The sequence below is a fragment of the Bacteroidales bacterium genome (assembly GCA_035299085.1).
Taxonomy (GTDB): Bacteria; Bacteroidota; Bacteroidia; order Bacteroidales; family UBA10428; genus UBA5072.
Genome location: DATGXG010000061.1, coordinates 16,767 through 30,648, shown reverse-complemented (window position 1 = coordinate 30,648; position 13,882 = coordinate 16,767). Strand labels below are relative to the sequence as shown.

Annotated in this window: 11 protein-coding genes; 7 read left to right on the top strand and 4 right to left on the bottom strand. The window is 43.0% G+C overall.

Features of this window, described 5'->3' with window-relative positions:
• Positions 1–19: 19 nt before the first annotated feature.
• A complete protein-coding gene (locus VK179_20455) occupies positions 20–1,513 on the bottom strand; it encodes an MFS transporter (GenBank protein ID HLO61134.1) in 1,494 nt (497 codons plus the stop codon).
• A 97-nt stretch (positions 1,514–1,610) separates the two neighbouring features.
• On the opposite strand from VK179_20455, the gene VK179_20450 reads away from it, so the two are divergent.
• Positions 1,611–3,638: a CotH kinase family protein gene (locus tag VK179_20450; GenBank protein ID HLO61133.1), complete on the top strand. Its 2,028-nt coding sequence runs from the start codon at positions 1,611–1,613 to the stop codon at positions 3,636–3,638.
• A gap of 142 nt (positions 3,639–3,780) precedes the next feature.
• On the opposite strand, the gene VK179_20445 is transcribed toward VK179_20450, so the two are convergent.
• Positions 3,781–4,455, bottom strand: a complete 675-nt coding sequence (locus VK179_20445) for a DUF1080 domain-containing protein (GenBank protein ID HLO61132.1) — start codon at positions 4,453–4,455, stop codon at positions 3,781–3,783.
• Between the two features lie 109 nt (positions 4,456–4,564).
• On the opposite strand from VK179_20445, the gene VK179_20440 reads away from it, so the two are divergent.
• From VK179_20440 to VK179_20420, 5 genes are all read left to right on the top strand, one after another.
• Positions 4,565–5,191: a TetR/AcrR family transcriptional regulator gene (locus VK179_20440; protein ID HLO61131.1), complete on the top strand. Its 627-nt coding sequence runs from the start codon at positions 4,565–4,567 to the stop codon at positions 5,189–5,191.
• Between the two features lie 5 nt (positions 5,192–5,196).
• Positions 5,197–6,204 (top strand): HlyD family secretion protein, encoded by a 1,008-nt coding sequence (locus tag VK179_20435; protein HLO61130.1) that lies wholly within the window; start codon positions 5,197–5,199, stop codon positions 6,202–6,204.
• Positions 6,201–7,838, top strand: coding sequence for a DHA2 family efflux MFS transporter permease subunit (locus tag VK179_20430; GenBank protein HLO61129.1), 1,638 nt, complete (start codon positions 6,201–6,203; stop codon positions 7,836–7,838). The genes VK179_20435 and VK179_20430 overlap by 4 nt, the downstream gene beginning before the upstream one ends.
• Positions 7,819–9,153, top strand: coding sequence for a TolC family protein (locus tag VK179_20425; GenBank protein HLO61128.1), 1,335 nt, complete (start codon positions 7,819–7,821; stop codon positions 9,151–9,153). The genes VK179_20430 and VK179_20425 overlap by 20 nt, the downstream gene beginning before the upstream one ends.
• A 398-nt stretch (positions 9,154–9,551) precedes the next feature.
• Positions 9,552–11,009: a family 16 glycosylhydrolase gene (locus VK179_20420; protein ID HLO61127.1), complete on the top strand. Its 1,458-nt coding sequence runs from the start codon at positions 9,552–9,554 to the stop codon at positions 11,007–11,009.
• 219 nt (positions 11,010–11,228) lie between these two features.
• On the opposite strand, the gene atpC is transcribed toward VK179_20420, so the two are convergent.
• Together atpC and atpD are read right to left on the bottom strand one after the other, a co-directional pair.
• The gene (gene atpC / locus VK179_20415; GenBank protein ID HLO61126.1) at positions 11,229–11,471 is read right to left on the bottom strand and encodes an ATP synthase F1 subunit epsilon; all 243 of its coding nucleotides are present in this window, start codon (positions 11,469–11,471) and stop codon (positions 11,229–11,231) included.
• A 5-nt stretch (positions 11,472–11,476) separates the two neighbouring features.
• Complete coding sequence (gene atpD / locus VK179_20410) at positions 11,477–12,991, bottom strand: F0F1 ATP synthase subunit beta (GenBank protein HLO61125.1); 1,515 nt, start codon at positions 12,989–12,991, stop codon at positions 11,477–11,479.
• A gap of 238 nt (positions 12,992–13,229) precedes the next feature.
• Here atpD and VK179_20405 point away from each other — a divergent pair, with 238 nt between their 5' ends.
• The gene (locus VK179_20405; protein ID HLO61124.1) at positions 13,230–13,796 is read left to right on the top strand and encodes a hypothetical protein; all 567 of its coding nucleotides are present in this window, start codon (positions 13,230–13,232) and stop codon (positions 13,794–13,796) included.
• The last annotated feature ends 86 nt before the right edge of the window (positions 13,797–13,882 follow it).

The window sequence follows — 13,882 nt, the reverse complement described above, 5'->3', positions numbered from 1 at the left end:
TTGTTCATTTAATAAGCGCTTATCCTCCGGGTGATGCTGATTTATCAGGTTTTTTAACTCTTTTGGGTCTCAGCATAGCCCTGATCTCATCATGAATATTAATAATATTCCCGATGAGGAAATATTCGCGAAGACTCTTTCTGACCGTTGTCCTCATGATTCTTCTCACAATGAATTTGTCCATCTCACCCACTTCATTGATATGAATCAGAAACTCCATGGAGATAATAGCCAGTGTGGCACTGATGAGAAACAGGAAATTCCATTCATGAAGTGACAGTATTTTAAATATCCGGTTGATATTGGGGCTGTTCCACTGGACTGAAACTGTTAACTGTATTTTTGAGAAATAATCCGCCAGCAACCCGCCGATGAGAGGCGCAATGGAAGAAAAAACGGCAGTTATTATGTTCTTCACCGAAAGGTAAACGATGGCATCCTTGTTGGGAGCAAGTTTAAGACCGATGTTTGTTAATGATAAATTAATACCCGCCGTTGCTATACCCATAAAAAAGTGAATACCGGCCAGCCATACAAGGTTCAGGTACGCTTTATTGAACAAGCCTACAAAACACCAGGCAAGGATGGATGCAATATAAATGGGAGCACTCAGTGCGATTATCGTTTTATTGCTGTATTTATCTGAAAAAATGCCCCATATTCGGATTGTAAGAATGCTCATTATCTGGCTGATCACATTCAGTATGATCACATAGGATATGGGCATACCAAGTCCCTTTAGCATATAGGCTGAAAAAAAGGGAATACCCAGGTTCGTTGCGAATACCCATGCCGAATTAAAAAAAAGCAATCTTCGGAAGTTTATATTCTGAAGCGGCATTTTGAATACTGAAACCAGGTTTATGTGTGATAATTTCGACTGGGGTTCGGGTGCTCTTGAAAGCAAATAGCCACCAAGGATCCCGATTGCACCTGCTAGGATGAAAAACACGGCATAAGTCTGTAATTCGGCATCCGGGTAAAAATCGCGTATGTAATCAAGCAGGAAGGCAAGAGCAAGGCTCATGACCACATTCAGCATTTGTGTAAGCCGCGTGCGGCGTGAAAAATAAACGCCCAGCATATTTTCAGGAACCATATCTTTCATCCACGAATTCCAGCTGGGACCGGCTATGGATCCGAAAAAATAATAGAGAAAAAGGAACGTGAGAAGTATTTCAACTGAAGTATGGCCGGTCAATACAATGATCACCCCCGCAATGACAAGCGGTAACCTGGCCAGGTAGGCGCAATATACGGCGATTGCACGGCGGTTATTGAATTTCCTTACAAGAAAGATTGAAATAAGTTGTGAAAGATTGGTAATGGTGGGCATGGATGCAAGCAATCCGATCTGAACATTGCTGGCCCCAAGGAGCAGTGCCATTGCCGTAAGGAATGTACTGCCTGTAAATGCAATCATGACTTCTGCTGCAAGTCCGTCCCAAATGACCATTCTCAGGCCTTTCTGAACATCGGTTTCTGATAACTGCTTTTTTGGTATAAGTGCCATCCAACTCCCCTGACCTAATTTTCATAACAAACTAAATGATAAATTGGTGGCTTCTGAATTGTTTTTATATTTGTATAAATCCTTAAAATTTCTTAATGTGCCGTTAAAATTAACGTTTCTCATTACCGCAATACTGGTTTCTGCCTTTTCTTCCTTTTCACAACAGTTTTCGAGCAGCAACCTGCCCATCGTAATCATTAATCCTGAATCTGATATCCTTGATGAATCAAGGGTCTCCGCTGATATGAAAATAATTTACAGGGGTCCCGGCCTAAGAAATTCAATGACGGATGTGAATGATACCTCTGCCCTAGATTATAACGGAAGAATTACTATTGAAACCCGAGGATCGTCATCGCAGACTACCTACAAAAAGCAGTATGCTTTGACCACTATGAAACCGGATGATATCAATAAAGATAAGGTTAAATTGCTGGGACTACCCAAAGAAAATGACTGGATCCTTAACGGGATGGTTTTTGATCCTGCTCTTATAAGGGACTATTTATGTTATAACCTTTCACGTATGATCGGTGAATATGCGAGCCGCACTGTATATTGTGAAGTGGTGATAGGCGGGGTTTACAAGGGCTTGTACCTGCTGCAGGAAAAGATTAAGGCCGATGACAACAGGGTTGATGTGGTGAAGATTGAGCAAACGGACAACCTTCTTCCTGGCTTATCGGGCGGTTATATAACCAAAGCTGATAAAACAACCGGTGGCGATCCGGTGGCGTGGACCATGTATTCACGGTCAAATGAGTCAGTGAATTATATCCATGTTTTACCCAAACCGGAGGAGGTAACCCCGGTGCAAAACACCTATATCAATAACCAGTTCTATAACCTTGAATCTGCAACGGCAAGCAATAATAGCTCCGTAATAAATGGATATCCCTCAATTATTGATATCCCGTCTTTTATCCACTATATCCTTATCAGTGAACTATCTTCCAATTGTGACGCGTATATGTTCAGCACCTATTTTCATAAGGACAGGAACGGTAAATTAAGGGCAGGACCAATTTGGGACGGAGATCTGACATTCGGCAATGACCTGTTTTTCTGGGGGCTTGACAGAAGCTGGTACAATGTATGGCAATTATCCAATAACGATAATGAAGGATCCAAATTCTGGGTGCAATTATTTAATAACAGTACCTTCCGCTGCTACCTTACAAAACGCTGGCATCAGCTTACCAAACAGGGACAACCATTAAATGGCCAAAGCATTAAGAATTTAATCGATCAGACGGTAAGTGTCATAAGTGAGGCTGTGCAGAGAGAAAGGGCGACATACGGATACAGCCGGGATTATGCAACCGAAATTCAGAATATGAAGAATTTCATAGACAAAAGAATTACCTGGATGAATAATAACCTGGGAACTTATGGCCAATGTTCCAGCCCTTCAGAGCCGGACCTTGTGATTTCAAAGATCATGTATCATCCCGATACAACGGCTGAGTTTACTTCAAGCGATGACCAGGAGTTCATTGAAATTATGAATACGGGTAATACTACTGTGGATCTTTCCGGGGATTATTTCAGGGGTACCGGTTTTGTATACCAGTTTCCTGCCAGTTCAGTGATCGACCGTAACCAGGCTATAGTACTGGCCTCAAAAGCTTCGGTTTTTAAATCCAGATACGGCGGGGCACCGTTCGGAGAATTTACAAGACATTTGTCCAACAAGGGCCAGGCCATTATTTTTTCCGACGCTTTCGGCAACACCATTGACAGCGTATTTTACAGTGATGATCTGCCATGGCCGGATGCCGACGGCAACGGATACTATTTAAACCTTATCTCCACTGACCTGGATAACAGCCTTGCTTCAAGCTGGACAACCTCAAATGATTTTGTAGTCTCGAATCAGAAACCTGATGTTCCGCCTCAGACTTTTACCATTTTTCCGAATCCTGTAAGGACTGTCCTAACCATTTTATCCCAGGAAAATATCATTTCAGTAAGGATCCTGGATTTAAGCGGCAGGATCATGGTTACAGACCGGGTAGGTGCCAACGATTTCCAGATCGACTTTACTTCGTTCCAGCCGGGAACATATATTGTTCAGATGTTTAATGAAACAGGGGTATTTACCGAAAAAGTTATAAAGGAATAATGTGCCAATGTGCTAATGTGTTAATGTGCTAATGTGTTAATGTGCTAATGTGCTAATGTGCTAATGTGCTAATGTGCTAATGTGCTAATGTGCTAATGTGCTAATTGTTATTTCATTAGCACATTAATTCATTTTCACATTATTAAAGTTCCTTAATTTTTACATTCCTGAAATAAATCGGGGCACCGGCGTGTTTTCCCTGCAGGCCGATTCTGCCTGAAGTTTTCAGTTCAGCAAAAGGAGTGCTGAGCCATGATGGAATTTCACTGCCGTCCGGGTTGGTTTTGGCGCTCTTCCATAAATCCATATCCATTTTGGTAACCGTTTCACCGTTAAGCATAACCTCAATTATCTTTCCCTTGCAGGTGATCGTAAACCGATTCCATTCACCTGGTTTTTTAACCATACTTTTTGTCGGTGCCAGGTGACCGAAGATAGCGCCGCATTGCCAGGTTTTCGGACTTTCAGCCCATTCTTTGGCAAAGTCATCGGCAATCTGAATTTCAACTGAGTTGGGTATCCAGTTTTTCATGTCAGTGCAGTACACGATCACCCCGCTGTTTGTTCCTTCGGCCGTTTTGAATTCAAGGTCAAGAATAAAATTTGAATAATCCTTTTTTGTCCATATACATTCGTCTTTGCTAGCTGTAAGGATTCCGTCGTTGAATGTCCAGATCCCTTCAGGATATTCCGCATTAGAGAGGTCAGCTGTAAAAAGATCAGGCCATTTTGCACTTTTAGGGTGGCTTTGCGATTGCGCATTGAAGCATGTGAAAGCCACAAAAGCGACAAGAGTAATTATCAGTCTGTTTTTCATTTTATGATTATTAAAAGTGGTTTTAAACAAATTTAAGAAAATATTATACCGCAATGGCTGATTTATATCTATCTTTGACCTTTTAAATAATTTAGTCAGTTATTATAAAATGTGCCCGGTTACCCATAACAGTGCGAATGAAGAGAAGGTAAATGAGATCCTGCTTGCCGCTCAGAAGCGCTTTGGAGTGTATGGATTCGGAAAAACAGCCATGCATGAAATTGCCGATGACCTGGGTATTTCAAAGGCCCTGCTATATTATTATTATCCTGATAAGGAAGAGCTTTTCAAAGCTGTTTTCCGCAAAGAACAGCATGAATATATTGATCAGCTCAATTCTATTACGGCTTTATCAAATGACCTGAATACACTGTTGCAGCGCTTTCTGGAAGTACGGATGAATAATTTCAGAAAATTTATCAACCTGGGACGTGCCAGCCTGGATGACCTGAAGGGGATTAAGATGATCATAAAGGATCTTTGGGCCGATTTCAGGCAACAGGAACAGGAACGCATTACTCAGATTTTCAGGATCGGGTTGCGGGGACAACAGCATTTAGATATGGAACTGGATGAGATTGCCGGTTTATATACCGATGGAATCCGCGGTTTATCGCATATTTATATCAAAAGCAAAGAAATAAGCCTTCTCGATGATCAGGATTACCATATCATACTTAAAAGAGTTTCAACATTCACAGCCATTTTCATAAAAGGCATTTTAAACAGAGAATAACATTTATGGAAAAAAAGTCAAAAAAGAAGCCCAGCGGGAAAGTATACATACCCCTGATTCTTGTAGTCGGAACTGTAATAGGTTTCGGGATTTACTATTATCAGCAGTACCTGCATTTCGAAAAGACGGATGATGCGGTGGTTGATTGCAACTCTGTTGCACTTGGACCTAAAATAATGGGCCGTATCAGCAAATTATATGCTGAAGAAGGCGATTCGGTAAAAGCAGGGCAGCTTCTTGCCGAGATTGACAGCTCCGATCTAAAAGCACAGTGGTTGCAGTCGCAGTCGAACATAGCCCAGCTTCTCAGCAATGTGGTTTCCACACAGGCCAGGCTGGATGCAGAAACAGAAAACAATAAGGTTCTGCAGATCAATGCCGATAAGGCCAAAACTGACTATGACAGGGCTGTGGTTCAGAAACAGGCAGATATCATCACGCAGGAGCAGTTTGAAAATACAACAAAAACTCTAAAAACGGCGGATGCACAGCTTGAAGCTGCGGCAAAACAGCTCAGCGTAACCCGTGCACAGATAGTATCAGCCAGGAGTGCCGTTGATAATGGAAAAGCCCAGGCCAATGTAATAGCCACACAGTTAAAAAACACACGGGTGTATTCGCCTTTCGACGGTGTGGTTGCTAAAAGATGGTTATTGCCGGGTGACGTTGTACAACCGGGTCAGAGCATATTTACTATTAATAATTCAAAAGATCGTTGGGTATCAGTTTATATTGAAGAGACCAAACTAAGGAACATTTACAGGGGACAGCCTGCGTTTTTCAGCATTGATGCTTTCCCGGGTGTTGAATTTTTCGGAAAAGTCAACTACATAGGCAACAATACGGCTTCAAGATTTTCGCTTATACCGCCGTCCAATGCATCAGGTAATTTCACAAAAATCACCCAGAGGGTTCAGTTAAAAGTATCCATTGACAGCACTTCGGATGGAAGTCCTTCGCAGTATACCCTTTTATCCGGAATGTCTGCCGTTATCAAACTCAGGAAAAAATGACAAAAAGGCGGGTTAAGGTAGCCCACAAAATACGCCGGAAGTTAAGGCCCCGTTACGTTTCGTATCATCCAAGCCAACCGGGTTATAAATGGTGGTTACTTGCCACAGTAATGATCGGTACCTTTATGGCTGTGTTGGATGCCACCATTGTCAATGTGGGTTTGCCAAAGATTATGGCGTCCTTTGGCGTGGGCATTGATAAAATTGAATGGGTCATAACGGCTTATATGCTGTCGATGGCCGTTATGCTGCCTACATCGGCATGGCTTGCCGATAAATTCGGTTATAAAAGGATCTACTTCCTTGGAATGTTAGCCTTCACTTTCGGTTCATTCCTGTGCGGGTTTTCATCAAGTGAAGACATGCTGATCCTTGCCAGGATCGTGCAGGGACTCGGGGCAGGAACCCTGATGCCGCTTGGTATGGCCATTATTACACACGAGTTTCCTCCCGAACAAAGGGGCGTTGCCCTGGGTTTCTGGGCCATTTCATCAGCCGCTTCCGTTTCCTTCGGACCCCTGATCGGTGGCTTCCTGGTTGACAATTTTAACTGGGGACTTATTTTCGAAGTCAATGTACCGGTTGGTATCCTGGGCATGCTGGCAACCATTATTATCCAGCAGGAATACAAAAACAAACATGTAGGAAGATTCGACCTCATCGGTTTCATTTCTGCCAGTATATTTCTGCCTCTTGTTCTGTATGCACTTTCTGAAGGCGCTGCCACCACAAATACCGAAGGTTGGCATGCCACATACATTCTTGTTTGCTTTGGCATATCTGCCATTGCTCTTGCGGTGTTCATTACAAATGAAATGGTAACCGATCATCCATTGCTGGATCTCAGATTGCTGGCTAACCGCAATTTCGGAATCAGTACTCTTATGATATTTATTTTTGGTATCGGTATGTTCGGAAGTACATTCCTGTTACCCCTTTACCTTCAGAATTCGCTCGGTTACACTGCTGTTCAGGCCGGATCCGTGTTTCTTCCGGTGGGAATCATCCAGGGGTTCATGTCACCCGTTTCAGGCAAACTGGCTGATAAATCTAACGTTAAAATTTTGCTTATCATAGCGTTGCTCATCTTTGCCTTCAGTTTTTACCTGAATTCGAAGCTCTCTTTTCTGACAGAGCATAAATACATTATGACTGCCCTGTATTTAAGGGGATTTTCTCTTGGGTTGATTTTCACACCGCTGAGTTCCATAGCACTTATAGAAATACCGCGCCAGAAAATGGCCCAGGCTTCGGGACTGTCAAATGTAGTGAGGCAGCTCGGTGGAAGTTTTGGTGTGGCTATTCTTTCCACGCTTCTTACCACCCGGGTTTACTTCCACCAGCAGGTTTACGGGCAGTCTGTTAACACCAATTCACCTGCCTACAAATCAGTTACCTACAAAATGAACAGCTACATGCAGCACCAGGCTGGCACAAATCCCATAAATGCCGCAAGGTACAGCCAGAGTGCCCTGTCATCGCAGATCAGCAAAGAATCATATATCCAGGCAATTGATGATGATTTCCTTATTGCCAGCATTATTACGGTTATCGGTATAATTCCTGTCTTCTGGCTGCATAATAAAAAAGTAAACAAAGACAAATCACATGAGTATGAACAACCTATTGAATAAAACATACCGCTTCCTGCTCCTGCTTTTCCTGGCCCTTCCGTTGCAGGCTTTCTCACAGAATGACTCAATCGACCTGGCAACTATAATTGACAGTGTTGTAAATCATAATCCACTTATTTTGCAATCGCAGGAGAAAGTGAATTCAGGCGTACTCAGGGAACAACTGGCCCGGTCGGCATACAATCCCAACATTTATACCTCTGCGTCAGCCTCGAGGATGTTCCCGGTTTCCGCTTTTGATTTTACACTTCCCGATCCTCAGTCGGGTGAAATGGTGACGAAGCATTTCCAGTTTGTTCCGGATATTGCCATGGATTACAGTCTGAAATTAAGCCAGCTGATCTATGATTTTGGCAGGACAGGTAATAATGCCGGGCTTCAGCAGACCATGACAGAGATAAGCCGCCTGGGTACCGACCAGCTGAAGCAGAGACTGGTTCTTGCGTCGGCAGGATATTATTATAACCTGATGTACATACAGCAGGCCCTTAAAATTAAAACCGACCAGCTGAATGCCCTGAACCAGCATCTAGATATCATTCGGAAAAAGCAGGTTACCGGGTCATCCACGAAATATGAGATCCTGGCTACACAGGTAAGGATTTCAACCACGCAGGCGCAGGTGGCGGATCTTGAATCGTCACGCCGGATTCTTATATCACACCTCAACAACCTGATGAATTCGCGTTACAATACACTAAACGTGAAGAACGATGTGCTTGCCGGAAAACCTGAAGCCATATCGGACAGCACATTCAGTCTGGCGCTTGAAAACCGGCCGGAAATGAAGCTTGCACGTGAAACAGAAACCGCTGCCGAATGGGGAAATCGCATTGCAAAATCGGGAAGCAACCCCACCCTGTCGTTTTTCGGAAGCACCGGGTATAAAAACGGCTATATGGGTGAGATCAATGCATTAAAATTCAATTACAGTGCAGGTTTAAGCCTGATGATACCTATATTCGACAACGGCCGTAAAAAGATCAATACAAAACTTGCAGGTTCAGCCTTTACCGACAGTCAGCTTGCCGCACAGAATACCGGAAACCAGATAAGGGATGAGATAAATGAAAGTTATGCATCCATGCAGCTGGCCTATACGAAGATCGACCAGTATGCGGCCCAGGTTGCATTTGCCGAAGAAGCATATAATCATGCGAAGGCCAATTATGCAGCCGGAGCCATTACCAATCTGGATTTGCTTGATGCATCCAATGCACTTGCCGAAAGCAGGTTATCGATGCTCCGTGCACAGGTGGATTTTAAGTTTTACCAGCTGAAATTCAAATCGGCGCTGGGGGAAATGTTGTATTAACGCAACGCTTTTAGGGAGTATAGGGACATTGGGGACTAACTAGAAAATGCTAGGCGAAGTCTCTGACTTCGTCTGACCGCTCATTCACCATTACCGGGTTCGGTGTTTTCGGTATAAAAAGTCATAGACCATATCTGTCAACCGGCTTTCAGCCGGCGCTATTCACATTAATCCGCTAATGCGGATCGTAGCTTAATTGGTGAATTCTGGGCTCCTGCTAATGACGGCCGTGTTATCCGGCATCCAGTATCCTATATCCAGTATCCGGCATCCAACTATTGTAAATATTCCCAAAACATCGGTTTGATTTTTTCGTATATTTAACAAAAAGTGGCCCTTGCATACAATGTTGCAGGGTCAATTTAAGTTTTTTCAGGAACAGAATCTACTATAAACCAATGATAAACTTAAGAGTTATTTTCGGACTGGTTCCGAAAACTGCCGATTATGAGGCAAAACAAAATTCTTTAAGAAAAGAATTCCAGGATCTCAAAGCATTTACAGGCTCGCCGGAATTAGCCGAATATACCGAACTCGAAAAGACTCTCGGTTCATCTGACTTCAAACGCAGGAAAAGCGAAATCCTGAAACAACGGTTTTCAGATACTCCTGAATTCAGGAAAGAAAAGGAATATGCAGCGCTCTCGAAGCAGAACGACATAAAACGGTATTATAAAGTAAAGGATTCCGTTGAACTTAAGGACTTCATCGAATTTGAGAATTCACAGGATCTCAAACATTATCATACCCTTGAAAAGCTTACCGGTTCCGATGAATTCATGCAACAAAAACAATCTCTCGGAAAGAAAAAATTCAGACAAACACCGGAATATGAAAAATGGGTTGAACTGCAGTCACTGAAAAATTCTAAAAGGTTCAAGGACCATTTTTCATTTAAAAAGTCAAAAGATTATGTGAATTTCACGTTGCTTATCGGGTCTGAGAAAATTTCGGAATTTGAAAAGCTGGGCAAATACCTGAAGTCGCCTGAATTTACCAAGGTGAAAGAATACATGCTTCTCCCCGGTAAAAAGAAATATGAGATGTCGGAGGAATTCCGTATGGAACAGCAGTTTGCCGGGCTGAAGAATTCCGATAAATTCAAATGGTATTTCAAAACCCGCAATTCAAAAAAATTCGACGAAATCAAGAGATGGGACCTTACTTTTGCCGAGGAATTTGAGCAGCCAAAACTTGACAGGACAAAATGGCTGACCCGCTATTTCTGGGGTGACAAAGTACTGAAGGATAGCTACGTGAATATGGGAGAAAAGCAGTTCTTCACCGAGGAAAACAATATCGCCATTTCGGGAAGTATTATTAAAGTTCAGACAAGGCGCGAGAAGGCAGCAGGGAAAGTGTGGAATCCGGCTATCGGGTTTTTCCCGAAGGATTTTGATTATACTTCCGCTATTATAAATACTGGAAACAGCTTCAGGCAGCAGTTCGGTCTTTTTGAGGCTAAAATCAGGTTTAACCGAAATTTCCCGGTAAATCACGCATTCTGGCTCGTATCCGATCTTATGTTACCGCATATTGATGTAGCCAGGGCCGCCAAAAATATTGCAGTCGGAACGTACTGGGGTAATCCTAATGCAAAAGGCGGTATTGAAAAAAGGGCTGCATCCATGAACCGTGACCGCTATGGTTATGATTACTATATTTTTTCACTTGAATGGACTAAGGAAAAAATGACATGGAAGGTAAACGGCGTGCCTGCTTTTTCGACCACGACAGGAATCCCTAATATTCCCATGTACCTTAATATAAGCTCTGCCATTTACCAGGATGTAAACGGTTCGGTTCTGCCGGCTGAACTTGAGGTGGATTGGGTAAGGTGTTATAAAGCGATTTAGAGGTGGATGCTGGATACAAACCTCGTCATTGCGAGGAGCCATACAGTCCATTGATTATAATATAAAGAAATTGCGACGAAGCAATCTGCCCGCATAGGAAGGACGTTATGCCTGTGCGGGCAGATTGCTTCGTCGCAAGCTCCTCGCAATGACGTTCCTTGATGAAACAAAAAACGAGCGGCAATGGCCGCTCGTTTTTTATTTTTATCGTTTGTCTGTTCAAGCAGTAACAGCAAGAATTGTTATCTGATTTGACTTTACCTCCACAATTCCGGAGATGATATCAAAAAAATCCTGTTTGTCGGATTCACTGATAACCTTAATTTTTCCGGGAACCAGGGTTGAAATGATAGGCGCATGATTCTTCAGTATTTCAAAAGAACCTTTTGCCCCGGGTACCTGTACCAGTTTCACTTTCCCGTCGTAAAGGCTTTTTTCCGGTGTTATGATTTCAAGTTTCACGATAATCAGCTTTTCTTAGCCTGTTCAATGAGTTTTTCACCTTTGGCAATGGCTTCCTCGATAGTTCCGACCATATGGAAGGCAGCTTCGGGATATTGATCCACTTTTCCGTCCATGATCATGTTGAAACCCTTGATGGTGTCCTCGATGGATACCCATACGCCCGGTGTACCTGTGAAGGCTTCGGCAACGTGGAAAGGCTGTGAAAGGAAACGCTGAACACGGCGTGCACGGTGAACAACCAGCTTATCCTTTTCAGAAAGCTCATCCATACCAAGAATAGCAATAATATCCTGGAGTTCCTTGTACCTCTGCAGCAATTCCTTAATTCTCTTGGCTGTATCATAGTGTTCTTTTCCTATGATCTCAGGTGCAAGAATTCGTGAAGTGGAGTCGAGGGGGTCAACAGCGGGATATATACCGAGCTCGGAAATCTTACGGCTTAATACAGTTGTTGCATCAAGGTGTGAGAATGTGGTTGCAGGAGCCGGGTCAGTAAGGTCGTCAGCCGGTACATAAATAGCCTGAACCGATGTAATGGAACCTCTTTTGGTTGAAGTAATGCGTTCCTGCATGATACCCATTTCCGTTGCCAGAGTAGGTTGGTAACCTACTGCTGAAGGCATACGGCCGAGCAAAGCGGATACTTCGGAGCCGGCCTGGGTAAAACGGAAAATATTGTCAACAAAGAACAGGATATCGCGTCCGCCTGACTGCTCATCTCCGTCACGGAATGATTCGGCAACCGTTAGTCCTGAAAGAGCTACAGTTGCACGTGCCCCGGGAGGTTCATTCATCTGACCGAACACCAGTGTAGCCTGCGATTGCTTGAGGGCTTCAGGATCAACAAGTGACAGGTCCCAGCTGCCTTCTTCCATGCTCTTTTTAAAAGCTTCACCATATTTGATAACGCCCGATTCGATCATTTCGCGCAGAAGGTCATTCCCCTCACGGGTTCTTTCACCAACACCTGCGAATACAGAAATACCGGCGTATTTGTTTGCAATATTATTGATAAGCTCCATGATGATTACGGTTTTTCCAACACCGGCACCACCAAACAAACCGATTTTACCACCTTTCGGATACGGTTCAAGAAGGTCAATTACCTTAATTCCCGTGAATAACACTTCAGTTTCAGTAGAAAGCTGGTCAAACTTCGGAGGATCGGCATGAATTTCATAACCGCCGGTTTTGTCAACCTTTGGCAAACCATCGATAGCGTCACCGATAACGTTCAGAAGCCTGCCCCGGATCTGTTCGCCAACCGGCATCCTGATAGCGCTGCCCATTGCGGTTGCTTTCATACCACGGCGAAGACCATCAGTGGAATCCATGGCGATAGCCCTTATTGAATTCTCACCGATATGTTGCTGGCATTCAACAACGATGATGCTTCCGTCATCTTTTATGACTTCAAGTGCATCATGAATATTGGGTAATTGATTACCGGCTCTTTCGAAACTTATGTCCATTACAGGGCCAATGATCTGAATAACTTCCCCCACCAACTGTGTCATTACAATATGCTTTAAAATTATAGCCACAAATATATTATTAAAATGATTACTTTAATAAAATGAGAAGCAGAATTTAATGAATCAGGACTTCATGAAATCGTTACTACAAAATGGCTGATATTCTTTTCATTCATCAACGGGTTACATCCGGTCGTCAAAAAAAATAAGTTATTCCCGTTGGCATGTTTTTGATTTGTTAATTTTGTTTTTGACAATCACTAAATCAATTTATACTCTTATGAAAAGAATACTTAAAGTTATTACGCTTGGTCTGGCTCTGGCATTGATTTCTCCCACTGTTATGCAGGCACAGTTGTTTGATAAAGGGGATATGGTTATAAGTGCAGGTATTGGTCTGGGAAATTCAATATTTCCTCTTGGATCACTTTATTCAACAACCCTTCCGCCAATCTGGATAGCTGGTGATTATTGTTTAAGAGAAGATCTCGGCCCGGGAAATCTTGGCGTAGGTGGAATCCTTGGTTATTCAACCGTCAAATGGGGCAATAGTGCAGGATATAAATATACCGGATTCATTATCGCATTGCGTGGCACCTATCATTTTACCGATCTTGTTGATAAACTTGATCTTTACGGTGGCATTGATATTGGTGGAAAAATTATAAACGAAAAGGTATATGGTGGTTATGATCCTGGGGTCTACAGTTATTCTGTATTAGGCAGTGGCGTGCTTGTTGAGCCCTTTGCCGGAGCCCGGTATTATTTTACTGACAATGTGGCTGCAAATGCTGAATTAGGATATGGTATTGCCATCCTTAAACTCGGTATTGCCTTCAAATTCTGACAAAACTTCACTGAATTAAAAGGGTTGTTCCGGTTGGAATAACCCTTTTTCATCCCTTTACATTCTTGTTTGCAAATTCATCAAAA